The organism is Pseudomonas sp. Pseusp16, assembly GCF_047324915.1.
Taxonomy (GTDB): domain Bacteria; phylum Pseudomonadota; class Gammaproteobacteria; order Pseudomonadales; family Pseudomonadaceae; genus Aquipseudomonas; species Aquipseudomonas fluorescens_CD.
This window is the reverse complement of record NZ_CP168522.1, coordinates 1,901,630-1,926,858: the sequence shown is the minus strand read 5'-3', so window position 1 is coordinate 1,926,858 and position 25,229 is coordinate 1,901,630. Positions and strand designations below refer to the sequence as shown.

At 58.0% G+C, this 25,229-nt stretch carries 31 protein-coding genes and 1 tRNA gene; 13 read left to right on the top strand and 19 right to left on the bottom strand.

Annotated features, from left to right (window positions below; translation table 11 throughout):
• Nucleotides 1-9 precede the first annotated feature (9 nt).
• On the top strand, nt 10-939 hold the full coding sequence (locus ACEN8Q_RS08510) for a hypothetical protein (protein WP_413704964.1): 930 nt from the start codon (nt 10-12) through the stop codon (nt 937-939).
• Between the two features lie 167 nt (nt 940-1,106).
• Here ACEN8Q_RS08510 and ACEN8Q_RS08505 read toward each other — a convergent pair whose 3' ends face one another.
• Complete coding sequence (locus tag ACEN8Q_RS08505) at nt 1,107-1,316, bottom strand: hypothetical protein (protein ID WP_413704963.1); 210 nt, start codon at nt 1,314-1,316, stop codon at nt 1,107-1,109.
• A 375-nt stretch (nt 1,317-1,691) separates the two neighbouring features.
• Here ACEN8Q_RS08505 and ACEN8Q_RS08500 point away from each other — a divergent pair.
• A tRNA-Leu gene (locus ACEN8Q_RS08500) sits at nt 1,692-1,827 on the top strand.
• Nucleotides 1,828-1,974: 147 nt separating this feature from the next.
• Here the strand turns inward: ACEN8Q_RS08500 and ACEN8Q_RS08495 are convergent.
• Nucleotides 1,975-2,460 (bottom strand): hypothetical protein, encoded by a 486-nt coding sequence (locus tag ACEN8Q_RS08495; protein WP_413704962.1) that lies wholly within the window; start codon nt 2,458-2,460, stop codon nt 1,975-1,977.
• 317 nt (nt 2,461-2,777) lie between these two features.
• Between ACEN8Q_RS08495 and ACEN8Q_RS08490 the strand changes: the two genes are divergently transcribed.
• Entirely contained in the window at nt 2,778-3,383 is a 606-nt protein-coding gene (locus ACEN8Q_RS08490; protein ID WP_413424953.1) for a hypothetical protein, read from the top strand.
• A 191-nt stretch (nt 3,384-3,574) separates the two neighbouring features.
• Here the strand turns inward: ACEN8Q_RS08490 and ACEN8Q_RS08485 are convergent, their stop codons facing one another.
• Together ACEN8Q_RS08485 and ACEN8Q_RS08480 are read right to left on the bottom strand one after the other, a co-directional pair.
• Entirely contained in the window at nt 3,575-3,769 is a 195-nt protein-coding gene (locus ACEN8Q_RS08485; protein WP_413424955.1) for a hypothetical protein, read from the bottom strand.
• 92 nt (nt 3,770-3,861) lie between these two features.
• Nucleotides 3,862-4,704, bottom strand: a complete 843-nt coding sequence (locus ACEN8Q_RS08480) for an NAD(P)H-binding protein (protein ID WP_413704961.1) — start codon at nt 4,702-4,704, stop codon at nt 3,862-3,864.
• Between the two features lie 178 nt (nt 4,705-4,882).
• On the opposite strand from ACEN8Q_RS08480, the gene ACEN8Q_RS08475 reads away from it, so the two are divergent.
• Entirely contained in the window at nt 4,883-5,548 is a 666-nt protein-coding gene (locus ACEN8Q_RS08475; RefSeq protein WP_413704960.1) for a TetR/AcrR family transcriptional regulator, read from the top strand.
• Nucleotides 5,549-5,802: 254 nt separating this feature from the next.
• Here the strand turns inward: ACEN8Q_RS08475 and ACEN8Q_RS08470 are convergent, their stop codons facing one another.
• From ACEN8Q_RS08470 to ACEN8Q_RS08445, 6 genes are all read right to left on the bottom strand, one after another.
• Entirely contained in the window at nt 5,803-6,033 is a 231-nt protein-coding gene (locus ACEN8Q_RS08470; RefSeq protein WP_008020792.1) for a hypothetical protein, read from the bottom strand.
• 131 nt (nt 6,034-6,164) lie between these two features.
• Entirely contained in the window at nt 6,165-6,386 is a 222-nt protein-coding gene (locus ACEN8Q_RS08465; RefSeq protein WP_413424961.1) for a hypothetical protein, read from the bottom strand.
• Between the two features lie 125 nt (nt 6,387-6,511).
• The gene (modC, locus tag ACEN8Q_RS08460) at nt 6,512-7,591 is read right to left on the bottom strand and encodes a molybdenum ABC transporter ATP-binding protein (RefSeq protein ID WP_413424963.1); all 1,080 of its coding nucleotides are present in this window, start codon (nt 7,589-7,591) and stop codon (nt 6,512-6,514) included.
• Nucleotides 7,592-7,594: 3 nt separating this feature from the next.
• On the bottom strand, nt 7,595-8,275 hold the full coding sequence (gene modB, locus ACEN8Q_RS08455) for a molybdate ABC transporter permease subunit (protein WP_413704959.1): 681 nt from the start codon (nt 8,273-8,275) through the stop codon (nt 7,595-7,597).
• Nucleotides 8,275-9,042, bottom strand: a complete 768-nt coding sequence (gene modA, locus ACEN8Q_RS08450; RefSeq protein ID WP_413424967.1) for a molybdate ABC transporter substrate-binding protein — start codon at nt 9,040-9,042, stop codon at nt 8,275-8,277. Before modA ends, modB begins: the two co-directional genes overlap by 1 nt.
• A 125-nt stretch (nt 9,043-9,167) precedes the next feature.
• The gene (locus tag ACEN8Q_RS08445) at nt 9,168-10,235 is read right to left on the bottom strand and encodes an NAD(P)H-dependent flavin oxidoreductase (protein ID WP_413424969.1); all 1,068 of its coding nucleotides are present in this window, start codon (nt 10,233-10,235) and stop codon (nt 9,168-9,170) included.
• Between the two features lie 260 nt (nt 10,236-10,495).
• On the opposite strand from ACEN8Q_RS08445, the gene ACEN8Q_RS08440 reads away from it, so the two are divergent.
• Nucleotides 10,496-11,479 carry an MDR family oxidoreductase gene (locus ACEN8Q_RS08440; protein ID WP_413704958.1) on the top strand — a complete coding sequence of 328 codons (984 nt, stop codon included), beginning with the start codon at nt 10,496-10,498 and terminating at the stop codon, nt 11,477-11,479.
• On the opposite strand, the gene ada is transcribed toward ACEN8Q_RS08440, so the two are convergent.
• The 5 genes from ada to ACEN8Q_RS08415 all read right to left on the bottom strand — a co-directional run bounded on the left by ada (nt 11,480) and on the right by ACEN8Q_RS08415 (nt 14,631).
• Nucleotides 11,480-12,544 carry a bifunctional DNA-binding transcriptional regulator/O6-methylguanine-DNA methyltransferase Ada gene (gene ada, locus ACEN8Q_RS08435; protein WP_413704957.1) on the bottom strand — a complete coding sequence of 355 codons (1,065 nt, stop codon included), beginning with the start codon at nt 12,542-12,544 and terminating at the stop codon, nt 11,480-11,482.
• Between the two features lie 87 nt (nt 12,545-12,631).
• Nucleotides 12,632-13,312, bottom strand: a complete 681-nt coding sequence (gene alkB / locus ACEN8Q_RS08430) for a DNA oxidative demethylase AlkB (protein WP_413704956.1) — start codon at nt 13,310-13,312, stop codon at nt 12,632-12,634.
• Nucleotides 13,302-14,006: a 2OG-Fe(II) oxygenase gene (locus ACEN8Q_RS08425; protein ID WP_413704955.1), complete on the bottom strand. Its 705-nt coding sequence runs from the start codon at nt 14,004-14,006 to the stop codon at nt 13,302-13,304. Before ACEN8Q_RS08425 ends, alkB begins: the two co-directional genes overlap by 11 nt.
• A 117-nt stretch (nt 14,007-14,123) precedes the next feature.
• Entirely contained in the window at nt 14,124-14,291 is a 168-nt protein-coding gene (locus ACEN8Q_RS08420; protein ID WP_007975954.1) for a hypothetical protein, read from the bottom strand.
• Nucleotides 14,292-14,328: 37 nt separating this feature from the next.
• Nucleotides 14,329-14,631, bottom strand: a complete 303-nt coding sequence (locus ACEN8Q_RS08415) for a DUF1883 domain-containing protein (protein ID WP_007900033.1) — start codon at nt 14,629-14,631, stop codon at nt 14,329-14,331.
• Nucleotides 14,632-14,832: 201 nt separating this feature from the next.
• Between ACEN8Q_RS08415 and ACEN8Q_RS08410 the strand changes: the two genes are divergently transcribed.
• Nucleotides 14,833-15,189, top strand: a complete 357-nt coding sequence (locus tag ACEN8Q_RS08410; RefSeq protein ID WP_413704954.1) for a hypothetical protein — start codon at nt 14,833-14,835, stop codon at nt 15,187-15,189.
• Nucleotides 15,190-15,261: 72 nt separating this feature from the next.
• Complete coding sequence (locus tag ACEN8Q_RS08405) at nt 15,262-15,492, top strand: hypothetical protein (protein ID WP_413704953.1); 231 nt, start codon at nt 15,262-15,264, stop codon at nt 15,490-15,492.
• On the opposite strand, the gene ACEN8Q_RS08400 is transcribed toward ACEN8Q_RS08405, so the two are convergent.
• Together ACEN8Q_RS08400 and ACEN8Q_RS08395 are read right to left on the bottom strand one after the other, a co-directional pair.
• Complete coding sequence (locus ACEN8Q_RS08400) at nt 15,483-15,785, bottom strand: hypothetical protein (protein WP_413704952.1); 303 nt, start codon at nt 15,783-15,785, stop codon at nt 15,483-15,485. The genes ACEN8Q_RS08405 and ACEN8Q_RS08400 overlap by 10 nt on opposite strands.
• Nucleotides 15,786-15,921: 136 nt before the next feature.
• A complete protein-coding gene (locus ACEN8Q_RS08395; protein ID WP_057400160.1) occupies nt 15,922-16,110 on the bottom strand; it encodes a hypothetical protein in 189 nt (62 codons plus the stop codon).
• Nucleotides 16,111-16,400: 290 nt separating this feature from the next.
• Here ACEN8Q_RS08395 and galU point away from each other — a divergent pair, with 290 nt between their 5' ends.
• Nucleotides 16,401-17,240: a UTP--glucose-1-phosphate uridylyltransferase GalU gene (gene galU, locus ACEN8Q_RS08390; protein WP_007975949.1), complete on the top strand. Its 840-nt coding sequence runs from the start codon at nt 16,401-16,403 to the stop codon at nt 17,238-17,240.
• Nucleotides 17,241-17,370: 130 nt separating this feature from the next.
• A complete protein-coding gene (gene gorA, locus ACEN8Q_RS08385; protein ID WP_413704951.1) occupies nt 17,371-18,729 on the top strand; it encodes a glutathione-disulfide reductase in 1,359 nt (452 codons plus the stop codon).
• Here the strand turns inward: gorA and ACEN8Q_RS08380 are convergent.
• On the bottom strand, nt 18,726-19,736 hold the full coding sequence (locus ACEN8Q_RS08380; RefSeq protein WP_413704950.1) for a DNA-binding protein: 1,011 nt from the start codon (nt 19,734-19,736) through the stop codon (nt 18,726-18,728). The genes gorA and ACEN8Q_RS08380 overlap by 4 nt on opposite strands.
• Before the next feature lie 413 nt (nt 19,737-20,149).
• Between ACEN8Q_RS08380 and ACEN8Q_RS08375 the strand changes: the two genes are divergently transcribed.
• The 4 genes from ACEN8Q_RS08375 (at nt 20,150) to ACEN8Q_RS08360 (ending at nt 24,613) form a co-directional block, all read left to right on the top strand.
• Nucleotides 20,150-21,088 (top strand): site-specific integrase, encoded by a 939-nt coding sequence (locus tag ACEN8Q_RS08375; protein WP_413424990.1) that lies wholly within the window; start codon nt 20,150-20,152, stop codon nt 21,086-21,088.
• Between the two features lie 139 nt (nt 21,089-21,227).
• Nucleotides 21,228-21,791 carry an alkyl hydroperoxide reductase subunit C gene (gene ahpC / locus ACEN8Q_RS08370; RefSeq protein WP_010460707.1) on the top strand — a complete coding sequence of 188 codons (564 nt, stop codon included), beginning with the start codon at nt 21,228-21,230 and terminating at the stop codon, nt 21,789-21,791.
• A gap of 140 nt (nt 21,792-21,931) precedes the next feature.
• A complete protein-coding gene (gene ahpF, locus ACEN8Q_RS08365; RefSeq protein ID WP_413704949.1) occupies nt 21,932-23,494 on the top strand; it encodes an alkyl hydroperoxide reductase subunit F in 1,563 nt (520 codons plus the stop codon).
• A gap of 357 nt (nt 23,495-23,851) precedes the next feature.
• Nucleotides 23,852-24,613 carry a hypothetical protein gene (locus tag ACEN8Q_RS08360; RefSeq protein ID WP_413704948.1) on the top strand — a complete coding sequence of 254 codons (762 nt, stop codon included), beginning with the start codon at nt 23,852-23,854 and terminating at the stop codon, nt 24,611-24,613.
• On the opposite strand, the gene gloA is transcribed toward ACEN8Q_RS08360, so the two are convergent.
• Nucleotides 24,600-25,121, bottom strand: coding sequence for a lactoylglutathione lyase (gene gloA / locus ACEN8Q_RS08355; RefSeq protein WP_413704947.1), 522 nt, complete (start codon nt 25,119-25,121; stop codon nt 24,600-24,602). The two genes, ACEN8Q_RS08360 and gloA, sit on opposite strands and share 14 nt — an antisense overlap.
• Nucleotides 25,122-25,229: the final 108 nt, after the last annotated feature.

Here is a 25,229-nt window from a genome sequence, read left to right as displayed (position 1 = left end):
TACCGCGTCATGAAAAAACTAATAGTGCTAGGTTTTTTTGCGGTAATGTTAAGCGGATGTAACACTTGGGGAGTAATTTTCTCCCCTAAAGTTGATCCGTCAGACGCAAAGGGTGAATGGGATGCGGTTGTACCACTATCTCTGACTTCCTTCAGCGATGGAGGCCATGGTGAACCCAGTGTTTGGTCGAAGTTGTTTGATGGCAAGGCAGAAAAATACACTGGGCTGTGTAAAGGGAATAATGCAGGTGCAGCCGGCGTAGGAGTGGCAGTAGCGGCTGTCGGTGGTGCCGCGTGGGATATTGCAGTAAACGCGGCAAATAGCAAGGTGGACGAAATAAAGGCTAAGTCAATGAACACTTGGTCGGCGACATGGGCGGTAAGTGTTGCAGATGTGAAAGCAACTAAGTGTGTTGCCTTGGTTAGATATAAAAAATCTTCGAATGAATTTACGAATCCACAGATGGCTATTCTTCTTCATTTAAAAGACTTTGAAGGGGGCAAGGCATTTCAGGTTATCCCGTTATTCATACTATCCAAGACTAGTATTGCACTGACCAAAGATGAAGGAGGAGGGCAGGGGACGGTCGGGCTATCTATTGCGGTTGCGCAAGCTTCAATAGATGGTGAAGAGTTAAAGGAAAGCACTGGAGAGGCAGTAACGGTAGGTGGGGTTGTGGTGAAGGAGAATGGAGAAAATGAAATTGGAAGTGCCTTGGACGTTGGGATGGCGAAAGCAGATAACTCCATGCAAGGCTCGAAGCCAATTATTTATCCAAAAGGCACCGACGTTTACTTGAAGTTTGCGATAACTGAAACAGGCTCTTTGTCAGGGGATGATGCAAAAAGTAAGGCAGAACTCAAGGCTGTGACCGATGCACTTGGTCCAATTGCCAAGGAGGCGCTCAAGAAGCGATTTGCCCCAGATAACGGTGATTGACCCTCCAGATCCCCTTTGGCCATTGTCACGGGGGATTTGCCTACACTCCACTAAATTCGCTCAGACTATAGAGCGTTAAATCGCTCGGGTCATTGCGCAAATTTGCTTGCGTAAGGATGCTAGTCAGAGCAGGTTATATTGCGAATGTTCGCTTCAGCCAATTGCAGTCACTCAGGTGTCATTAACACCGCGAGCGTCATTTTAATGAACTCCTCATTGAGGTCGATCGCACCCAAAGCGCTGCGCACATTTTGGGCGACATCCGCAGCTCCGTGCTGATCGGCCCAGTTCGTGAGTTCCATGATGGCAGCTTCTAGAGCGAGTTGATTTTCGTTGATCTTGGACAGCAGGGAAGGGAGTAGGTCTGAGTTTGGCATCGCGATTCCTCCGTGGAGATATCAGCGTAGCAGCCGGCGATGATGAAGGAATGGGAGAGGGGTAACGGTCGGCTGGACGCCGGAAGGGTTGTGCGCAAAACCTCCGCTGGAAGCCGCGGATTATCGTTTGCAAAAGCACAAAAATACGGAAGTTTTGTCACTCTAAAACAGGCTGTATTCATTGTAAAACAATAAGTTAGGTGGCCGCTGGTCCATACAGGGATGCTAAGGGCTGAGAACCACACAGCGAAACGCTATGGTATGCGTGATCGGCATATCTGCGGTGTAAGTGGCTTCGGAGCGAAAACATACTTTGACGCTGAAATGGGTGATTTTTTACGGTCCGCAATCTCTGAAAGGTGTGCGGAAACATTGGCCTGGATGGCAGCCAAAAAGGCGCGATTGCGACCCGGAAAAACTATTGAGAGGTGCGGTCTGATTGATTTTCCCTTGGGACTTAAAATCCCCCGCTCGTAAGGGCGTGCCGGTTCGATTCCGGCTTCGGGCACCATGAATATCAAGGGCTTGCGTGAGATACCTCATTCAGGCCCTTAGTTTTTTTGCCGCACGCCTTATTTTGTAGATTTCACCTTCTTCCCCTTGCGGTTGCGGATGTATTGCTCAGTCATCACGACAGTGGTTTGACCAAGCTGGTCCATTACTTCCCGAATGTTGCCGGTTGAATCAGAAATAGCCCCGTCCGCGGATCGAAGCGGCGCACAAAGTGAACGTGCCTGGAATCGAAGGGCTGATTGCTGACCCCGGGCCCTCCGATCACCTCGAAGCTGTTTATCCGGTGGATCAGTACGAAGTGCCGGTTATCCATTGGTACGAAATGCTGGTTATCTATTAGTACGAAGTGCCGGTTATCCATTGGTACGAAATGCCGGTTGTTCATTGGTACGAAATGCCGGTTGCCCATTTGTACGAAATGCCGGTTTCCCATTGGCACGAAATGCCGGTTTCCCATATGAAACGAGCCACTGTGGAAATGGTGGAATTGCCCGCATTGCTGTGGCTGCCCACTGACCAGAACGGCCGGGTGAGGATTTTGACCTAGGCCGCCACTGCTGATTGCCTCCAGCGAGAGGCTACTTGCCAGAAGCCCCGCGACCAGGAGCAGGAGCTGCTTGAAGATACGCATAGCGCTACCTCCGACGGTCCCCCAACACTAAATTATAGTTCGTCATGGACCCCGGCCTGACCCTGGCCCTGGCGCTGAAGTAGGCAGCTAGTCAGACGGTGGTCCTTATTTCTTTGCATCGCAAAATCAAAAGTCTGCCCCGCAACTCATCCCGTTCTACATCCGAATGTCTGCAACAGGCACTTACAAAGCAGTCCCTCAATAAGGGTGACGCCACCAGGAAAGATGTCTTCTGAGGTTTTTGCCTGCAACTGCCTGACTCAGGCGCCTTGCAGTAAACGGAGGGCACCTTATGCCCTTGTTTTTGAGGATGATGAATGAAACAAGGACAAGTTTTACTGTTGGCTTTGTTGGTTACTTTTTTGACAGGTTGCACGACTACACCACCAAGGGATCAAGGCAATCTCTGCAGCATTTACCGTGAGTATCCCGACTGGTATGAGGACTCGCTAGAGATGCAGAGTGAATATGGGACGCCTCTGCATGTGGCCATGGCGATCATGAAGCAGGAAAGCAGCTTCGTGGCTGACGCATTGCCGCCTCGTGACTACCTGCTCTGGGTGATCCCCTGGGGGCGGGTCAGCTCGGCTTACGGTTATGCGCAGGCTCAGGATCCGGTGTGGGGCGAGTACAAGAACGATACTGCCAACGGCGGTTCGCGTGACAGCTTCGACGACGCGATCATGTTTATCGGTTGGTACACCGCTGGCACTCAGCGTCAGCTCGGAATCTCCAAATGGGACACCTACAATCAGTACCTGGCTTATCACGAGGGGCGTGGGGGCTTTAGCCGCAATTCCTATCGCAGTAAACCGTGGCTGATGCAGGTTGCCCAGAAAGTGCAAAAGCAGTCAGAGATTTACAACGCCCAACTCAAGCAGTGTCGCCAGGAACTGGAAGATGATCGTGGTGGGTGGTTTTAGCGCGGTAAAAAGTGACGGCCCCGACGTGAGTTCGTACGACCGGACTGGATGCGTCGATCTGGACTTTTGATGTGTTTGACAGGCCTGTCGGGCGTCAACTAAAAATCAAGGGCTTGCAGCGAAAGTGGATGCAAGCCCTTGTTTGTTTCTGCTCCATCATTTCTTTCTTGATCGTGGTTGCCTGATGCTATTCAGGACGCCGGGTCTGCCTTGCGGCGATCGCTGCCGGTCGGATTGCCGGTGTTGATCAGCCTTCTTTCCAGCAATTCGTTTTCCAGTGCCTGGCGGTCTGACGGGGTCAGTTGATGTTCTCGCTCCTTGAGCTCCAGCAGGATCGGGGTGGACCACTGGCGGTAGATTTGTTCGGCACTACGATTGAGTGACATGGGTTCCTCCTTGATCAGGCTCCTGCCAATTAAGGCGCCGCAGTTCGATACGCAAGAGACCCTAGCCGAGGAATCCTGTTCTCGCCAATGCGTTACGTCGGGCTTCCATCTCCCCAGATGCCCGTAGCGGCAGTGCGTTGCACATAGTCGCTGAAGTCGCGTGCCGGCCGCCCCAGTACCCGCTGTACGCCATCGGCAATTGGCGTGTTGCGGCCATCGAGCACAGTCGTGAAGAGATAGAGCACCAGGTCGATCAACTCCTGGGGAAGTTGTTCCTGTTCCATGGCCTGTCGATAGGCGTCCGCTGGTACGGCCACGAATTCGATGTTGCGACGGGTGGAGCGGGCAATATCGGTCACGGCATCGGCAAAGGTCAATGCTCGAGGGCCGGTCAATTCATAGAGCTGGTTGGTGTGTCCGGGTCGGGTCAGTGCAGCGATGGCACACTCGGCGATGTCTTCTGCATCGACAAAGGGCTCGGCGACCTGGCCGACGGGGAGTGCGAGTTCACCTTGCAGAATGGGTTCAAGAAAGTGCGCCTCGCTAAAGTTCTGGCAGAACCAGCTGGCCCGCAGAATCGTCCAGTCAATCCCGCTGTTCTGTACAACACGCTCAGCCTGTTCCGCTTCGATTTCGCCGCGCCCGGATAACAGAACCAGTTTGCGGACTCCGCTTTTGACCGCCAGGTCGGTGAAAGCCTGGATGGATTCCAGAGCGCCAGGAACGGCGAGATCAGGTTGAAAGCAAATGTAGACCGCATGCACGCCATCTATCACTGCGTCCCAGGTTGATCGATCTTCCCAGTCGAAAGGGGGATTCGCGTTACGGGAGCCTCGGCGGACGGCCAGGCCGGCAGCTTCGAGTCGTTGTGTGATTCGCCGCCTGGTTTTGCCCGTGGCACCAAGGACCAGTGTGATTGGTTGATCGGTTTTCATCGCGTTCATCTCCATCGGTTAATGTGAGTGATGCTCATGTTTAAAAGATGATAGATCCTCATGTTTTTCCGTCAACCCGTCAGTTCGAGTTCCCCGACGTGTGGTATCTGTTATTGGGCGTTGGGAGTGGCGATGCTAAGGTGAGTACATGTCACGTTATTGATCGGGAAATTCACTCGTGCGCAAAAAGACTCCTGAAGCCCTCGAACAGCCTGCTGCACAAGCGGTTCGACGCAATCCCACGCAACAGCGCAGCCGCGAACGTCAGGAGCGGATTTTGGCGACGGCGACTCAATTGATCGCGGAAAAGGGCAGCGATCAACTCAAGATGAGTGAAATCGCCGAGCGCTGCGGGATCTCGATCGGTTCTCTTTATCAGTATTTTCCCGACAAGAGTTCCGTCATCCGCACGCTGGCCGAACGCTACAACGCTGAGAGTCGTCGCTGCATTACAGAGGCGATAGAAGCTGTCGAGGATGCCCAGGGCTTGCGTGCCGCCTATTCGCAGTTGCTCGATCTGTATTACGAGATCGTGATGGCGACACCGGTGATGCGTGACATCTGGTCCGGCATGCAGGCCGACAAGCAGTTGTTGCAACTGGAGCTGGTGGAGAGCCGGGTGGCCAGCGCACTACTGGCCCAGGCGATGTTTCGCGTGTATCCCGACATCGATGAACAACAGGTTCAGGAGTCGGCGTTTTTGATCTGGCACCTGGGCGAGGCGACCATGCGCCTGGCGGTCACTTGTGCACCGGAGGAAGGGCGAGCACTGGTCGAGGCGTTCAAGCGCATGTCCCTGCGCGAGATCATGGGGCCGGCTCGCAAGGGCACCGACAGGCAATAAAATGACGCCTCTGTTTATGGATTTTTCCTCCGATTGAGTCCTCGCGCGGGCAAGCGGTCAGTCGCTCGGTCCAGGCTGAACGCCAGTTATTGGCGGTGTGGACGGCAGGTTTCGCGCAACAAAAAATCCCGGCGTCAGGCCGGGTTGTGGGAGAGGGTGAAAAACTGGCAGGCAGCCAAACGTTCGGAGACGTCACCGTCACCGATCATGCTGCCCGAATCGGGCCTGTCCTCGCACCGCAAATCCGTGACGGATCATCTGAACCGAGGCAGAGGTCGGTCGTCAGGCTTAAGGGACGACAGCGTGTGCCGGATCAGCGGCGTGTCCTTCTCGATGTCGTTCAGGCGATCACGAATTCTGAGGGCGGTGGGATGCCCGCCTTGATGATCGACCCAGTCGGCGATTTCCTTGCAAGCCGCAGCCAAGCGTACCTGACGGGAGTCCAGCAAGGTGAGCAGGGTGGTGATGGACTCTTTTTCGGACATGGGAGACACCTCCGTTCAAGAAACCTGGGTGTGGCAGCAAAAAGCCCGCCTGGAGCGAGCTATCTGCCGATGGGGTCGCTGATCCTTCAGGCATTTTCAGTATAGACCCGTTAAAAAATGGTGACAGGCCGTCAACCTTGCAGGGCTGTCACTCGTGATCTGGCATTCAACTGCCGGCAAACACGCAGTGCGTCCTCTTCAACAGCATAGCCATCTCCGATGAAGCCTTGGGTGCGGGTATCGGCGATGCGATACCAGGCCGCGGTATCCGGTGGCAGGTGGCCAATTTCACCCGCACGGCGAGCATGGATGATGATCTTGTTACAACGCTTCACGACGAAAATGTCTTCCATGGCGACTCCGTAGCGGATTCCTGTTCAGATCAACTATAGAAGCCATTGGTGATCGTGCAAAAAAACAGGCAGGTCAATTCGTCGGTTCAGGCGCTGCCGGCCCCGGTGCAGGCGTGTCGCCGGATTTACGCCAGTACCGCAACCGCTTTGATTTGCGCCCAGAGTTGCTGGCCAGGGTGGACGTTGAGTTGATCGCGCGAGTAACGCGTGATGCGCGCCAGCAGTGGCGTGCCTGCGGCATCCAGGCGAATCAGCACATGGGCGGCGTTGTCGGCGTTCATTTCACTGACCACGGTGACCGGCAGGCGATTGAGGATGCTGCTTTGCCCGGCACCGTGCAGGCTCAGGCTCACATCCCGCGCCTGGACCTTGCAGCGCAGTGCCTGGCCCGGATCCAGCGGCGTATGAGGCACACGAATGTTGAGGGTGGTGTCGGGCAATTGCAGGCTCAGCAATTGATAGTCGGCGTCATAGGCGCTGACGCGACCTTCGATCACCACGCCGGCGTCATCCCCCATCGCCAGCGGCAAGTCGAGGCGCGCCAGAGTCTGGCCGATCGGGCCGCTGGCCAGTGCCTTGCCGTTGCTCAGCAGCACGATATGGTCGGCCAGCCGCGCGACTTCATCCTGGGAGTGGCTGACGTACAGCACCGGGATCTCGAGCTCATCGTGCAGGCGTTGCAGATAGGGCAGGATTTCACTTTTGCGTTGGGCATCCAGCGCGGCCAGCGGCTCGTCCATCAACAACAGTTTCGGGCTGGTGAGCAAGGCGCGGGCGATGCCGACGCGCTGCCGCTCACCGCCCGAAAGGTTGTGTGGGTGCCGGTCCAGCAAATGGCTGATGCCCAGCAACTCGGTGGCGTGAGCCATGTCGACCCGGCGCTGCGGCTTCGGGATGCGCTTGAGACCGAACTCCAGGTTGGCCAGCACCGAGAGATGAGGAAACAGGCTGGCTTCCTGAAACACGTAGCCCAGCGCGCGTTTGTGCGGCGCGACGAAAACCTTGTTTTCGCTGTCTTGCCAGACTTCATCGTTGACCTGGATAAAGCCATGATCGGCCCGCTCCAGGCCGGCGATGCAACGCAGGCAAGTGGTCTTGCCCGAGCCGGAATGACCGTAAAGTGCCGTGACGCCACGGCCCGGCAGTTGCAGGTCGACGTCCAGGGCGAAGCCCGGGTAGCGTAGTTTCAGACGCATTTGAATCATCGGTCAGCTCCAGCCCGCTTTGGTTTTACGGCTGGAGTACAGCGCCAGCAGGACGGCAAACGAGAACACCAGCATCGCCCCGGCCAGCCAATGGGCCTGGGCGTATTCCATGGCTTCGACGTGATCGTAGATCTGCACCGAGACCACGCGGGTCTTTTCGGGAATATTGCCGCCGATCATCAACACCACGCCGAACTCGCCGACGGTGTGGGCGAAACCGAGAATGGTGGCGGTAATGACACCGGGGCGGGCCAGTGGCAGTGTCACGCTGAAAAAGGTGTCCCAGGGGTTTGCCCGCAATGTCGCGGCGACTTCGAGCGGGCGCGTGCCGATTGCGGAAAAAGCGTTCTGCAGCGGCTGGACTACGAATGGCATCGAATACAACACCGAACCGATGACCAACCCTGCAAAACTGAAAGTGAGGGTGCCAAGGCCGAGTGATTGGGTGAGCTGACCGACGAGCCCGTAAGGGCCGAGCGCCAGCAACAGATAAAAGCCAATCACCGTCGGTGGCAGCACCAGGGGCAGGGCGACAATCGCCCCGACCGGGCCGCGCAACCAGGAGCGGGTGCGCGCAAGCCATAACGCAATCGGAGTGCCGACAATCAGCAGGATAACGGTCGTCAGGGACGCCAGTTTCAGGGTCAGCCAAATGGCGGAATAATCGGCACTCGATAGCGACATCAGATTTCGTAGCCGTAGGACTTGATGACAGCTGCCGCTTTCGGCCCCTTGAGGTAGTCAACCAATGCCTTGGCGGCCGGGTTGTCCTTGCCCTTGTTGAGAATCACGGCGTCCTGTTTGATCGGGTCGTGCAGGCTGGCCGGAACGATCCAGGCCGAACCGCTGGTGATTTTTCCGTCCTTGTAGATCTGCGACAGGGCGACAAAACCCAGCTCGGCATTGCCGGTGGAGACGAATTGGTAGGCCTGGGTGATGTTCTGGCCTTCAACAATCTTGTCCTTGACCTTGTCGCTCAGCCCTTCCTTGGCCAACACCTGGGTAGCCGCCAGGCCATAAGGCGCAGCTTTCGGGTTGGCGATGGACAGGTGCTGATATTCGTTCTTTTTCAGCACATCGCCCTTGGCATCGACGTAGCCTTCTTTGGCCGACCACAGCGCCAGGGTACCGACCGCGTAGGTGAAGCGCGAGCCCTTGACGGAGTCGCCTTCGGCTTCAAGTTTTTGCGGGGTGCTGTCGTCTGCCGAGAGGAACACTTCGAACGGCGCGCCGTTTTTGATCTGGGTGTAGAACTGGCCGGTAGCACCAAACGAGGTGACCAGTTTATGCCCGGTGTCTTTTTCAAAGTCAGCGGCGATGGCCTGGATAGGCGCGGTGAAGTTGGCAGCGACCGCCACCTGGACTTCGTCCGCCTGGGCTGAGCCGAAGGCAAATACAGCGACAAGGCTTGCCAGGCAGGCAGGGGCAAAACGTGAGGCACGAATGGTCATGAAACGGCTCCGTTAAAGGCAATTGCAGCAGGGGTGAATCGTTATGTACAGAAATATATAGCGAATTGCCTTTAAACGGAATGTGCTGTCGAAAAAATTGTATACAATTTTAACGAAAGTGATGCTCAGGGGCGCCGCAGCAGTCTCGCTAATCCTCCTTCAGCCAGTTGTCGAGTCAGTGCCGCGGTGGTCAATTCGACTCCGAGGGTAAATGCCTGGCCGGCCCAGAGGTTGCTGAAGTCTGCTTCACCTTTGGCCCGCAGCGGCATCAGCGCGCCACCGGCCAGGGGGAAGGCCGGTGCCTTGGCGCTCATGGGGCCCAGTTCACGCATCACCCGATTGAGGATGCCCCGGGCCGGGCGACCGGTGAACACGTTGGTAATCGCCGTTTCGCTTTCTTTGGCGGTACGCAACGCTTTGTGATGGGACGGGCTGACCTTGGCCTCTGGCGTGAACAGGTAGGCCGTGCCGACCTGTACCGCCGAAGCGCCCAGCATGAAGGCGGCGGCGACACCTCGTGCATCAGCGATGCCGCCGGCGGCAATCACCGGCACTTTCACTGCATCGACGACCTGAGGCACCAGGGCGAACGTCCCCACCTGGCTGCTCAGGTCATCGCTGAGAAACATCCCGCGATGGCCCCCGGCTTCGGAGCCCATGGCAATGATTGCATCGCAGCCATGCTGCTCCAGCCACACCGCTTCTGCGACGGTAGTGGCCGAGGACAGCACTTTGGCACCCGTGGCCTTGACCCGGTCGAGCAGGGCTTTTTCCGGCAGGCCAAAGTGAAAGCTCACCACTTCAGGGCGAAATTCCTCGACCACTTCGCAGGCCGCGTGATCGAACGGCGCGCGGTTGGACACGGGCGTTGGCGCATCGAAATCGACACCGAGTTCCTGGTAGTAGGGTTGCAGCAGGTTTTTCCACTCCTGCGCGCGTTGTTCATCAGGGGCTGGAGGCTGATGACAGAAGAAGTTGACGTTGATCGGGCGCTGGGTGTGTTGGCGGATCGTTTTCAGTTCCTCGCGCAATTGATCGATGCTGAGCATCGCCGCTGGCATCGAGCCCAACCCGCCGGCATTGCAGGCTGCAATCACCATGGACGAGTTCGTGGCACCGGCCATCGGCCCTTGAATGATCGGCAGTTCGATCCCGAGCAGGTCAAGAATGCGGGTATCTGGCCATTGGTTCATGTGCTGTGTTCTCCGACGTTGAAAGCAGGGCAGGGACGGTAGAACAGGATTTGTAACGCAACGACTGGTGCAAGGCCAGTCGTCCTTTCGCAGGGTCCGGTTTTCTTCAGCGTCGATGGCAACCTCCACTTTCGCCATTGCGATCATGGGTACCGGGAATGGGCGGTTTGCCCGGTTGGCTTAAAGTCGGGTACGGCAATCTGTTGCGATGTGTTATTTCAATTGCACCACAACCAGACTGATTCCATTGAGAGGCCGTCATGTTCAAAGGCATTTTGATCGACAAAGACGACAGCGGTTACCGGGCCACACTGCAAGAGATCCAGGACGATCAGTTACCCGAGGGCGATGTCACGGTGCGTGTTGCCTACAGCACGCTGAATTTCAAGGATGGACTGGCGATCACCGGCAGCAGTCCGGTGGTGCGCAAATTCCCGATGGTGCCGGGCATCGACCTGGCCGGTGTCGTCGAAGTCAGCGGGCATCCGGACTACAAGGTCGGTGACCAGGTCCTGCTCAATGGCTGGGGTGTGGGTGAAGGACACTGGGGCGGATTGGCGCAGAAGGCTCGCCTGAACGGTGACTGGCTGATTCCGTTGCCCAAGGCGTTCACCGCTGCCCAGGCGATGGCCATCGGAACGGCGGGCTACACGGCCATGCTGTGCATCCTGGCTCTGGAGCACAACGGGGTGACGCCTGAGCAGGGCGAAATCCTGGTGACCGGCGCCAACGGTGGCGTCGGCAGTTTCGCCATCGCGTTGCTCAACAGGCTCGGCTATCGGGTGGTCGCGTCTACAGGGCGTACGTCGGAGCATGACTACCTGAAGCAACTGGGCGCTGGTGAAATCATCGACCGTGCCACGCTGTCCGAGCCAGGCAAGCCGTTGGCCAAAGAGCGCTGGGCGGCGGTCATCGATTCGGTCGGCAGCCACACCCTGGCCAATGCTTGCGCCAGCACCAAGGCCAATGGCACCGTCGCGGCATGCGGTTTGGCCCAGGGCATGGACTTTCCGGCATCCGTTGCACCGTTCATTTTGCGCGGTGTGACCTTGGCCGGTATCAACAGCGTGACCCAGCCCAAAGCCAGGCGAGTGGAGGCCTGGGGTCGACTGGCCAAGGATCTGGATTTCAACCTGTTGCCATTGATCAGTCACGAAATCGGCCTGAGCGAAGCCATCGAAGCCGCGCCGCGCTTGCTTGCCGGGCAATTGCGCGGGCGCGTGGTGGTGGATGTGAATCGCTGATTACTGCGACTCGCGTTCCAGCAACTGACGTTTGCGCTCGACACCCCAGCGATAGCCCGACAGGTGGCCATCGCTGCGCACCACGCGATGGCAAGGGATCGCCACGGCCAGGTTGTTGGCGCCGCAGGCTTGAGCCACGGCGCGAACGGCTTTCGGCGAGCCGATGCGCTGGGCGACGTCGGCGTAGCTGGCCGTGCTGCCAACGGGAATTTCCCTCAGCGCTTGCCAGACACGCTCCTGAAACGCCGTGCCGCGTACGTCCAGAGGTAAATCAAGGCCAATGGCCGGCGCCTCGATAAAGCCGACGACCCTGGCAATCAATTGCTCGAATTGATGATCGGCACCAATCAGGTTGGCGCGCCGGAATTTATCCTGCAGATCACAGACCAGTTGGTGCGGATCATCGCCCAACAGGATCGCGCAGACCCCGCGCTCACTCTGCGCCACCAGTATCGCCCCCAGTGAACACTGGCCGACGGCAAAACGAATGTCATTGTTTTGGCCGGCCGCGCGGTAGTCCCCGGGTTTCATTCCGAGCAGATGGTCTGCCGCTTCATAAAATCGACTGTTGGAGTTGAAGCCAGCGTCGTACAGGGCATCGGTCACCGAGCCTCCATCCGCCAGGCGCTCGCGCACCTTGCGTGAGCGATGAGCGTCGGCGTAGCCCTTGGGCGTCAGGCCGGTGACGGCCTTGAACACGCGATGGAAGTGGAAGCTGCTCAGCCCCGCCGCTTCGGCCAGCTCGCCAAGGGCAGGCAGCGTTTCCGCGCTTTCGATCTGGCGGCACGCGGCGGCCACGGTGGCGGCATGTTGCGCGGCGAGTTCGCTCTGGTCTTTGGTCGCGCGTTTGCTTGGGCGATAACCCGCCGCCTGTGCCTGCTCGGCGCTATCGAAGAATTCGACATTGTGTGGTTTGGGCAAGCGCGCAAGGCTGCTGGGGTTGCAGTAGATGCCGGTGGTCTTCACGGCATAGACAAACTGCCCGTCAGCCTTGGGATCGCGCGCGACCACGGCGGCCCAGCGCGGATCGTTTTCGGTGCTGATCTTGCTCGATTGGGTTGTCATGGCGTCATGTCCTTTGAGGAGTTGCCTGCACATTAACCATGGGGCAATTGCCACACACTCCGGCGCTTGCGGTCAAATTCGAAGTCTTTATCCGGCGGTACGGAAGGTGAAGTTGATGCGTTGCTCGCCGAGCCTCGGGTGATGACCGTCCTTGATCGGCAACACACCGTGATAACGCAGACGATCAACGCCACCCCAGACCACGATGTCGCCATGCAGCAAGGGGATGCGCTGGCTTTTGTCACTGCGTGCAAAACCGCCGAACAGGAACATCGCCGGCAAGCCCAGCGATACCGAAACGATAGGGGCTGCGTAGGAATGCTCGTCCTTATCCTGATGCAATGACATTTTTGCCCCGGGAATGTAACGGTTGATCAGGCAGGAGTCCGGCGCAAATTCGCTGAACCCCGCTGCCTGCGCCGCCGCTTGCGCCAACTGGAAAAACACCTCGGGCATCCTCGGCCAGGGCTGGCCGGTCTGCGGATCGTGGCGGGTGTACTGATAACCGCTGCGGTCAGTGGTCCAGCCGAATGTGCCACAACTGCTCAGGGCGACCGACATGGTAAAGCCGCCGGGCGTGATCATCTGCCGAAACGGCGCGGCCGTCAGCACCGCCTCCAGGGCGGGCAACAAACGCTCAAGCCAGGGCAGGGCGAAGCCTCTGAGCACATAGGATTGTTCGCCGATCTGCTCGCGCCTGGGCTGTTGCTCGGGCTCGGCATTGGCAAACAGATCGAAAGTCAGCGGATTCATGGGGTCATAACGCATCGTGAAAGATGATTCCAAGGGTATGCCGTTTGCCGCTGTGCAGGCGACTCACGCCGTGACGCAGGGTCACGCGGTAGTAACCGCGAACCCCTTTGACCGGCCGCTGGTTGACGGCAAATATCAGCCCGTCACCTTTCTTCAGGCCGATGACCATCGGGCGTGACTGCATGCGCGGGCGCTGTTCGGTCATGACAAATTCGCCGCCGGTGAAGTCTTCATCCGGGGCGGACAGAAGAATCGCCACTTGCAACGGGAAAACGTGCTCACCGTACAAGTCCTGATGCAGGCAGTTGTAGTCCTGCGGACCGTATTGCAGCAACAACGGCGTCGGACGGTTCTGACCAGCGGCATGACAGCGTTCGAGAAAGGCTTGATGAGCGTCTGGAAAGCGGGTCGGTAGATCCATCTGTTCATACCAGCGATTGGCGATGGGTACCAGCCATGGGTAGAGCGCGCTGCGCAGGCGGGCCACGAGGTCCGGCAATGGATAGCTGAAATACTTGTACTCGCCGCGGCCGAACCCGTGGCGAGCCATTACCACGTGCGAGCGAAAGGCTTCGGCCCCGGGGTACCAGGCGCTGACCTGATCGCAAGCCTTGTGGCTCAACAGTGACGGGATGACGGCGCAACCGTCCTGATCAAGTTGCTGTTCCAGCCGGGGCCAGTCCAGGTTGTCCAGATATTGCTCGCTCATTGCCGGGCCTCTTGTTGGTGAGGTGGCCAGTCTGGAGGGCAGGGGTGAAGCAGGCACTCCGGCGCTTGCGGTCGAATTGCGAGCGGGAGCCGACGTCCGTTGTCGCTCCGGATCGTGTTACAGCGCTTTGCTGACGCTGATTTCGCTGATGACGTCGTCCTGTCCATGAATGGCATCCAGCGCCGCCTTGGCTTCTTCTGCGGTGCCGTGTTCAAGCTGGGCAAACTCGAAGCGGCGCTCACCGTTGAGTTTGTATTTGATGACGTACTTGGTCGTTTGGGCCACGGTTGTATCTGCCTGTCGTTTGTTTCGGGTGCGCTGTTCAGCTCAGTTTCGAGCTGGAGCGGCGAATGATTTTGATCGAGTGTGTCAGGGTGGGTTTGCGGGTCACGCTGATAGGGCGACGGTTGACGGTATCGATCGTGATGTTCCAGAAACCGGTGCTCGGGGCGGTGATGCGCGCCGGAAACGTGTCGAATGCACCGCCGTGATAGGTGTGACGGCCGCCATTTTTAAAGCTGCGGAAGTTGGCGTCGTTCATCAAACGGATGTTGCACATTTGGGAGCATTGAATGACGACAATGTCGTCTTCATTGAGGTGCTCGCGCTGATGGATAAATTTCATGAGGCGCCTCCAGAAGGGCTTTTTCTACAAAATCAAAACGATAGCATGGGCGATTGGCGCAGTTTATCAGCCCCACCGCCTTATTATCCGGCCACTTTGACAATTAAAAACGCTAATTTCACGTTTGATGAGCGATAAAGCAGGTTGCCCTGGAGAAAAAACGCATCTGCGCTGTCCGAGCGTCTTTATAGGAGGTTTTGTATGAAATGGGGTTTTTCGTTTCTTTCGCTGGCGGTATTGGTGAGTGGTTGTGCGAACGTCTCTGAAATCAACGAGTCGCTGCCGACCATGAACGTGATTTCTGGCAAGAAGCCCCATGAATATGCGCAATGCCTCAGCGAAAAACTGGCCGACAGTCGTGGTGCCTTGCAAATCCAGCCGCACAAGGATGGATTGCGCGTGATCGTCCCGCTCAAGTTTTCCTCGGGTCCGTCTGCCGTATTCGACATTGAAGAGCGCTCGGGCGGCAGCAGCATCAAGCTGCACGAGAGCATGTCCAACGTCCCGGTACGTCCAAAGGACGTACAGAATGCCGCCACCGAGTGCATTTCCGGCTGATAGACTATCGACCAACAGCACCGATGCCGCCAAAGCCTGGCTTTGGCGGCATCGTTATTTCTGGAGTCGAGTATGAAGCGAGAGCAGGTCCGGGCGCGCCATGCAGAGGGGCTTATCTCTGCCACCCATGTGATTCAGAATCCGGCGGACCTTGGAGAGTGGATCGTGTTTTTCAAGAAAAGCGCCGGGCGCAGCTATTTCCTGGTGGATGACAATGATGAAGTCGAGTCCTTCGGTAAACTCGACGAATTGATCGAAACGCTGCGCGGACTCGGGATCAAGTTCGCCGAAATTCATCTGTAGGGTCGAGTGCCTGATTTGCAGACCACCACGACGCTGCGGCTCTTGAAATTGCCGATATCGGCCCCGAGGGTCTTTTCACTTTCCTTGAGCGATGGCGTGCCGTCGGTACCGACAATCCGGTAGCCGGTGCCCGCACAGGAGGCATCGGCTTTTTCGTAGCAGGCGGCCCAGGAATTGGCCTCTCCCGAGCAATCGATCGTCAAGCCCTGCTCTCCATTGTTCAGGTAGGTTTCTTCCGATGTTGCGCAGCCGTTCAGGGCCAATACCGTTAGCAAAGGCAAAATCTTGTTCATGGATTGATCATCGTCAGGGTGGTGGGGCAAGGCTGAGACAGCGCCGGGATCAAAAGGTTATAGCGAAAGGCCACTTCTTTTTCTGTATTCACAAAAAAGCCCTGTGCAATGACAGGGCTATTCGAAAGGGCGTCGGTCAGTTCTTGTCCTTGCCGCGTCGCTTGGGTTCCGGGTGCTCAAGCTCCAGTACCGAAGCCACTTCGATTGCCAGGGCTTCGGAAGGGAAAGGTCCGGCGATATTTTCACCGGCGACACTCGCCACCCACCATTGACCGTCTTTCACCTGATTGATCAGGAATCCGTTGACGCTTTTTGCTGCCGACATTTATTAACCTCGTGGTCTGGTTCAATCGCGCCATGATACCGCCAAACGCGCGCACCGGGTGCCATTGGGCGTATGGCGGGATGCCCCGGCTGAGGTAGAAAGCGTGCAATTGCGCGAATCTCTGCTATGCATAAGAGTTTGCCCGGTAATCTGCGCACCCGCGCAGGGAACTATCGGCAAGAATATTTCTCTATGTTGGCATCGGTTAGCCAGCGCGGGGCATTGTAAGGTGCACGCGGCCTGATTAGACTGCGCCGAAACTCGTACACACAGCCGTTACAAGGACTTATATGATCAAGAAATGCTTGTTCCCAGCAGCCGGTTACGGTACTCGCTTCCTGCCAGCGACTAAAGCCATGCCCAAGGAAATGCTGCCGGTGGTAAACAAGCCACTGATCCAGTACGGCGTCGAAGAGGCATTGGATGCCGGCTTGAACGAGATCTCCATCGTCACCGGTCGCGGCAAGCGCGCCCTGGAAGACCATTTCGACATCAGCTACGAGCTGGAAAACCAGATCAAGGGCACCGACAAGGAAAAATACCTGGTCGGCATCCGCCGCCTGTTGGATGAGTGCTCGTTCTCCTACACCCGTCAGACCGAAATGAAAGGTCTGGGCCACGCGATCCTGACCGGTCGCCCGCTGATCGGTGACGAGCCGTTCGCCGTGGTGCTGGCGGATGACCTGTGCGTCAACCTGGAAGGTGACGGCGTACTGAAGCAGATGGTCAAGCTGTACAAGCAGTACCGCTGCACCATCGTCGCGATCATGGAAGTGGACCCGCAGGAAACCAGCAAATACGGTGTGATTGCAGGCGACCTGATCGGTGACGACCTGTACCGCGTGCGTAACATGGTCGAGAAACCAAAACCGGAAGATGCCCCGTCGAACCTGGCGATCATCGGTCGTTACATCATGACGCCGGACATCTTCAGCCTGATCGAACAAACCGAGCCAGGCAAAGGCGGCGAGATCCAGATCACTGACGCCCTGATGAAGCAGGCACAGGATGGTTGCGTGATCGCTTACAAGTTCAAGGGCAAGCGTTTCGACTGCGGTGGCGCCGAAGGCTACATCGACGCGACCAACTTCTGCTTCGAGAACTTCTACAAGACGGGCAAGGCTTACTGATAGCCGAAGACCGGATTGTATTGAAAAGCCACCTTCGGGTGGCTTTTTCATTTTCCATCCCAATATCGTCTGCAGCGCTTGCCCCACAAATGTCTGCGGGTATGCTGGTCACCTGCCGAGGAGATTGAAAATGGCCTACGATTTTGACCTTTACGTGATTGGTGCCGGTTCTGGCGGTGTGCGGGCGGCGCGGTTTGCCGCCGGGTTCGGTGCGAAAGTGGCCGTGGCCGAGAGCCGCTACCTGGGCGGTACCTGTGTGAACGTCGGCTGCGTGCCGAAAAAGTTGCTGGTCTACGGTGCGCACTTCGCCGAAGACTTCGAGCAGGCTTCCGGTTTTGGCTGGAGCCTGGATGAGGCGCAGTTCGATTGGCCGACGCTGATCGCCAACAAGGACCGCGAGATCAATCGCCTCAATGGCATTTATCGCAATCTGCTGGTCAACAGTGGCGTGACCTTGCATGAAGGCCACGCCAGGATCGTCGATCCGCATCAGGTCGAGATCAATGGCGAGCGCTTTACCGCCAAAAATATCCTGATCGCTACCGGTGGCTGGCCGCAGATTCCGGATATCCCGGGACATGAGCATGCCATCAGTTCCAACCAGGCGTTCTTCCTTAAACAACTGCCCAAGCGAGTGTTGGTGGTGGGCGGGGGCTACATTGCGGTCGAGTTCGCCGGGATCTTCCACGGCCTGGGCGCCGAGACCACGCTGTTGTATCGCGGTGAACTGTTCCTGCGCGGCTTCGACACTTCCGTGCGCAAGCACTTGCAGGAAGAGTTGACCAAGCGCGGCATGGACCTGCAATTCAACGCGGACATCGAGCGCATCGACAAGCAGGCCGACGGCAGTCTGAAAGTCACGCTCAAGGATGGTCGCCAGCTGGAAGCCGATTGCGTGTTCTACGCCACGGGCCGTCGTCCGATGCTGGACAATCTCGGGCTGGAAAACACCGGGGTCAAACTCGACAGGAAAGGCTTTGTCGAGGTCGATGAGCTGTATCAGACGGCGGAGCCGTCGATCCTGGCGCTGGGCGATGTGATCGGTCGTGTTCAGCTGACACCGGTTGCCCTGGCAGAGGGCATGGCGGTTGCGCGACGCCTGTTCAAGCCGGAGCAGTATCGTCCAGTGGATTACAAGATGATCCCGACGGCGGTGTTCAGCCTGCCAAACATCGGCACCGTCGGGTTGACCGAGGAAGAGGCCCGCGAAGCCGGCCACGACGTGCAGATCTTCGAAAGCCGCTTCCGGCCGATGAAACTGACCCTGACTGAATGTCAGGAGCGCACGCTGATGAAGCTGGTGGTCGACGCCAGGACCGACAAGGTATTGGGTTGCCACATGGTCGGTCCGGATGCCGGTGAAATCGTCCAGGGTCTGGCGATTGCCTTGAAGGCCGGCGCCACCAAGCGCGACTTCGACGAAACCATCGGGGTGCACCCGACGGCCGCCGAAGAGTTCGTCACCATGCGTACGCCGGTCGCCGGTTAATCGTCCTTCGCTGCGTCTGCCGCTGCCGCAATGGTTGCGGCCAGACGTACGCGTTCTTCCAGATCCGTCCGGGTTCTGGTCAGCTCGATTTCCAGTGACCTGTTGAGCTGCGACTGCTCGTCGACGTTCTGTTTGAGGGCCTGGCTTTCCAGCAGGGCGACGCGCAGGCGTTCCTGGAGGAGGGTGCGCTCGCTGTCGACGCGGGTGGCCTGTTCCAGCAACTGATCCTGACGGGTATTGCTTTGCTTGAGCTGTTCTTGGAGCAGGCTCAGCTCGCGCAGCGTGCCGCGGTTTTCGGTCAGCAAGCGTTCGTTGTCGCGGTGCAATTGGGTGATTTCGTCCTGGCGCACCAGCGCGCTTTGTTGTGCCTGGCGCAGCTCCATCTGTATCTGTTGCACCTGGCCTTCATGGCGACTCAATTCCTGTTCGCGCTGTTCCTTGACCGCGTTGCGGTAGTGCTCCAGTGCGTCCCGAGTGTGCAGGTGTTTTTCTTCAAGGGAGCGAATCTGCTCGTCCTTGTCTTTCAAGCGTAATTCGAAATCGGCCAGCGCCTGGTTCAGCCCGGCGTTGCGGGTTTGCTCCGTTTGCAGCATGGCGCGGGTTTCTTGCAGGGCCTCGGATTCCTGAGTCAGCGCCAGGCTCTGAAACTCGTATTGCTGGTGCAGTTCGCTATTGGCTTCTTGCGCTTCGGCGAGCTGGTTTTCCAGCGCCTTGCGTTGTTCCTCGTACTGCGCGCGCGCCTGGTCGATGGGCTCCTGCGCTTGCTCCTTCAGGCGTTGTGCGAGCCGCGCCACCAGCGCCATCAGTTCGTCGTCAATCGGTTCCGCCGGTGGTTCGACCGGTTCGTTCCTGTCATCGAGCTCTTTGAGGTAGCGATGAATCGTGGTTTTCGAACCGGTATTGCCCATCTCGATCCGTACGGCATCGATGCTGGGGTTTTCGCCACGGGCGAGGATCGCCAACCGAGCGGCTTGCACCACCGCTTTATTTACACCGCCGCGTGCCATGAGTTCTCCCGGGATTTGATGATGTGGTACGTACCACGTAAATACACATTGTACCATTCAATCTGAAAAGTTAAATACTGAATGTAGCTGACACGGGATATACTGGTATTACCCCGTGTGATCACGGTTTCGAGGTATTCCTCGCGCTATTTCCGTACACAAACCCTGTAGGAGCGAGCTCGCTCGCGAAAAACCCGGGAACGCCGCGGGGCACCTGCCAGCCAGCGTTATCGTTGACGACCATCGCGAGCGAGCTCGCTCCTACAGAGTTTTGTGTTATTCGTGCCGCCGTAGGAGCGAGCTCGCTCGCGAAAAACCCGAGAACGCCGCGGGGCACCTGGCAACCAGCGTTATCGTTAACGATCATCGCGAGCGAGCTCGCTCCTACAGTCGGTCAAACAGGTTCATTTTCTATGAGCGATCTGGATCGCTATCTGCAAGCGGCGACTCGCGACAACACCCGTCGCAGCTATCGGGCAGCCATCGAACACTTCGAAGTCACGTGGGGCGGTTTTCTGCCGGCAACCGGCGACAGCGTGGCGCGCTACCTGGTGGCCCATGCCGGCGTGTTATCGATCAATACGCTGAAACTGCGTTTGTCGGCATTGGCGCAGTGGCACAACAGCCAGGGTTTTGCCGATCCCACCAAGGCGCCGGTGGTGCGCAAGGTGTTCAAGGGCATCCGCGCGCTGCACCCGGCCCAGGAAAAACAGGCCGAACCCTTGCAGCTTCAGCATCTGGAGCAGGTGGTCAGTTGTCTGGAGCAGGAAGTGCAAACCGCCAGGGCCGAAGGCGACCGACCGGGTTTGCTGCGGGCCAGGCGCGACATGGCGTTGATCCTGCTGGGCTTCTGGCGCGGCTTTCGTAGTGATGAGTTGTGCCGGCTGCGGGTTGAACACGTGCAGGCAAGCGCTGGTTCCGGCATCAGTCTCTATCTGCCGCGCAGCAAGAGTGATCGCGACAACCTCGGCAAGACGTATCAAACGCCGGCCTTGCAGCGTTTGTGTCCGGTGCAGGCTTACATCGACTGGATTACCGAGGCAGCCCTGGTGCGTGGGCCGGTATTCCGTAGCGTCGACCGCTGGGGGCATTTGGGCGAGGAGGGGTTGCACGCCAATAGCGTGATTCCGTTATTGCGTCAGGCGCTGGAGCGCGCCGGCATTGCCGCCGAACTCTACACCAGCCATTCCTTGCGCCGTGGCTTTGCGACTTGGGCGCATCAAAGTGGCTGGGATTTGAAGTCGCTCATGAGTTACGTGGGCTGGAAGGACATGAAGTCGGCCATGCGTTACATCGAGGCCAGTCCGTTCTTCGGGATGGCACGCATTACAGAAAGGCCGATTGAGTCCTAGATACCGTTTTCTTCTATTAATACAGCCGGCTAATAGCGAAAGCCAATCAGCAGCATGAGGTTTGCCAATGAGCCTTCTATCCGACGAGTGGGTAAAGTTCTCTCCATCAACTTCTTAACCCCCTGACGGAGAGTCAACGATGCCTATCATCAACAGCCAAGTTAAACCGTTCAAAGCTGACGCATTCAAAAATGGCGACTTCGTAAAAGTCTCGGACGCTGACCTGAAAGGCAAATGGTCTGTGGTTTTCTTCTACCCGGCAGACTTCACCTTCGTATGCCCGACCGAGCTGGAAGACCTGGCTGACAACTACGACGCTTTCCAGAAACTGGGCGTCGAGATCTATAGCGTTTCCACCGATACCCACTTTGCCCACGCTGCCTGGCACAACACTTCGCCAGCCATCGGCAAAATCCAGTACACCATGATCGGCGACCCGACCCACGCCATCTCCCGTAACTTCGACGTGCTGATCGAAGACGCCGGTCTGGCTGACCGTGGCACCTTCGTGATCAACCCGGAAGGCCAGATCAAGATCGTTGAACTGAACGATGGCGGTGTAGGCCGTGACGCTTCCGAGCTGCTGCGCAAAATCAAGGCTGCCCAGTACGTCGCTGCTCACCCGGGCCAGGTTTGCCCTGCCAAGTGGAAAGAAGGCGAGGCCACTCTGGCTCCGTCGCTGGACCTGGTTGGCAAGATCTAAGTCTGTGACTCGCTTCATCAGGGCGGACTTCCGCACCTTCTAAGCAAGCTGCACCGCCCAATAAAAACGCCCGGGCGAGATTCGCTCGGGCGTTTTTTTATGCCTGCTCCAAATGAATCAGCAAAAAGGAAATCGCCCGTATGTTGGACGCCAATCTTAAAGCCCAGTTGAAATCGTACCTGGAACGGGTCACCCAGCCGATCGAGATCGTTGCTTCCCTCGACGACGGTGCGAAATCCCGGGAAATGCTCGAACTATTGAAAGACGTTGCCAGTCTTTCCACCCAGATTACTTTGCTCGACAACGGCGATGATGCACGCAAGCCGTCGTTCTCGATCAATCGCCCGGGAGCGGATATCAGCCTGCGTTTCGCCGGCATCCCGATGGGCCATGAATTCACGTCCCTGGTGCTGGCCCTGCTGCAAGTCGGCGGTCACCCGTCCAAAGCCAGTGCGGAAGTGATCGAACAGATTCGCTCGCTCAAAGGCGAGTTCAACTTCGAGACTTACTTCTCGCTGTCATGCCAGAACTGCCCGGACGTGGTCCAGGCGTTGAACCTGATGGCGGTACTGAACCCGAACATTCGCCATGTCGCCATCGACGGTGCGCTGTTCCAGGCCGAAGTCGACGAGCGCCAGATCATGGCCGTGCCCAGCATTTACCTGAACGGTGTGAACTTCGGCCAGGGCCGCATGGGCCTGGAAGAAATCCTCGCCAGGATCGACACCAGCGGCATCGAACGCCAGGCCGAGAAAATCAGCGCCAAGGATGCCTTTGATGTGCTGGTGGTTGGCGGTGGCCCGGCCGGTGCTTCGGCGGCAATCTATGCGGCCCGCAAAGGTATTCGCACCGGTGTCGCGGCCGAACGTTTTGGTGGGCAGGTGCTGGACACCATGGCCATCGAGAACTTTATCTCGGTGCAGGAAACCGAGGGTCCGAAGCTGGCTGTGGCCCTGGAAGAGCACGTCAAGCAGTACGACGTGGACATCATGAACCTGCAACGTGCGGACAAATTGGTGCCTGGCAAGAATGGCGAGCTGCACCAGATACACTTCGCCAGCGGTGCATCGCTGAAGGCCAGGAGCGTGATTCTGGCAACCGGTGCGCGGTGGCGAGAAATGAATGTTCCAGGCGAGCAGGAATACCGCAACAAAGGCGTTGCCTACTGCCCGCACTGCGATGGCCCGCTGTTCAAGGGCAAGCGCGTGGCAGTGATTGGTGGCGGCAACTCGGGTGTCGAAGCGGCCATCGACCTGGCCGGTATCGTGGCTCATGTCACGCTGCTGGAGTTCGATGTGCAGTTGCGTGCCGATGCGGTATTGCAGCGCAAGTTGCACAGCCTGCCCAACGTCACCGTGATCACCAGCGCACAAACCACTGAAGTCACCGGTGACGGTCAGAAGGTCAACGGCCTGCGCTACAAGGATCGCCAGAACGACGAATTGCGCAGTGTGGAACTGGAAGGGATCTTCGTGCAGATCGGTCTGCTGCCGAACACCGATTGGCTCAAAGGCACCGTAGAGTTGTCGCCGCGCGGCGAGATCATCGTCGACGCTCGCGGTGAAACCTCGGTGCCGGGTGTGTTCGCTGCCGGCGACGTGACCACTGTTCCGTACAAGCAGATCGTGATCGCGGTGGGCGAGGGCGCCAAAGCTTCTCTCAGCGCCTTCGATCACTTGATCCGTACTTCCGCCCCGGCATAAAGCCCAGCGCTGAAAACACCAAACCCCATGATTGATCATGGGGTTTTTTTTTGCCCTGCACATCACCCATGTAGGAGCGAGCTCGCTCGCGATGGTCATTAACGATAACGCTGGTTGGCAGGTGCCCCGCGGCGTTCTCGGGTTTTTCGCGAGCAAGCTCGCTCCTACAAGGGGCATCGGCGCCGGCACTGAAAACACAACGACTGTAGGAGCGAGCTCGCTCGCGATGGTCGTTAACGATAACGCTGGTTGGCAGGCGCCCCGCGGCGTTCTCGGGTTTTTCGCGAGCAAGCTCGCTCCTACAAGGGGCATCGGCGCCGGCACTGAAAACACAACGCCTGTAGGAGCGAGCTCGCGATGGTCGTTAACGATAACGCGGGTTGGCAGGTGCCCCGCGGCGTTCTCGGGTTTTTTGCGAGCAAGCTCGCTCCTACAAGGGGCATCGGCGCCGGCACTGAAAACACAACGCCTGTAGGAGCGAGCTCGCTCGCGATGGTCGTTAACGATAACGCTGGTTGGCAGGTGTCCCGCGGCGTTCTCGGGTTTTTCGCGAGCAAGCTCGCTCCTACAAGGGGCATCGGCGCCGGCACTGAAAACACAACGCCTGTAGGAGCGAGCTCGCTCGCGATGGTCGTTAACGATAACGCGGGTTGGCAGGCGCCCCGCGGCGTTCTCGGGTTTTTCGCGGGCAAGCTCGCTCCTACAAGGGGCATCGGCGCCGGCACTGAAAACACAACGCCTGTAGGAGCGAGCTCGCTCGCGATGGTCGTTAACGATAACGCGGGTTGGCAGGTGCCCCGCGGCGTTCTCGGGTTTTTCGCGAGCAAGCTCGCTCCTACAAGGGGCATCGGCGCCGGCACTGAAAACACAACGCCTGTAGGAGCGAGCTCGCTCGCGATGGTCGTTAACGATAACGCGGGTTGGCAGGCGCCCCGCGGCGTTCTCGGGTTTTTCGCGGGCAAGCTCGCTCCTACAAGGGGCATCGGCGCCGGCACTGAAAACACAACGCCTGTAGGAGCGAGCTCGCTCGCGATGGTCGTTAACGATAACGCGGGTTGGCAGGTGCCCCGCGGCGTTCTCGGGTTTTTCGCGAGCAAGCTCGCTCCTACAGCGGAGTAGGCTGGATGATCTCTACCCAGTAGGCGTCCGGGTCCTTGATGAACGCCAGGCTCTTCATGCGACCATCGCTCAAGCGTTTCTGGAAGTCGCAGCCCAGTGCTTCAAAGCGCTCGCAAGCGGCGACGATATCCGGCACCGAGATGCAGATGTGGCCGAAACCGCGTGGGTCGGTATTGCCATTGTGGTAGGCGAAATCCGCATCGTTCTCTGTGCCATGGTTGTGGGTCAGTTCCAGAATGCCGGGGATCGATTTCATCCACTCGGTGCGCGCGGCGGCATCGGCCGGGATCTGGTTTTTGTCGACCAGCGCGAGGAAATACAGGCTGAACTCGGCTTCCAGGAAGTCGCGTTTTTCCACCAGGGTAAAACCCAGGATGCGCGTGTAGAAATCCAGGGACCTGGTGATGTCCTTGACCCGCAGCATGGTGTGGTTGAAGACGAATTTCTGCGTAGCGGCGTCCGGTTGGGCGGTGACGCCGGGGAAGGTGTTCAATTCGTGCAGGCTCATGGGCCCTCCGGGAAATATGTGGGCTAACAATTGGTGACAATGATACGCAAGGGTTCGGACATCACCAAACCCAAACAGTCGGCTATTGCCTGACAGCCGGCCTGGGCC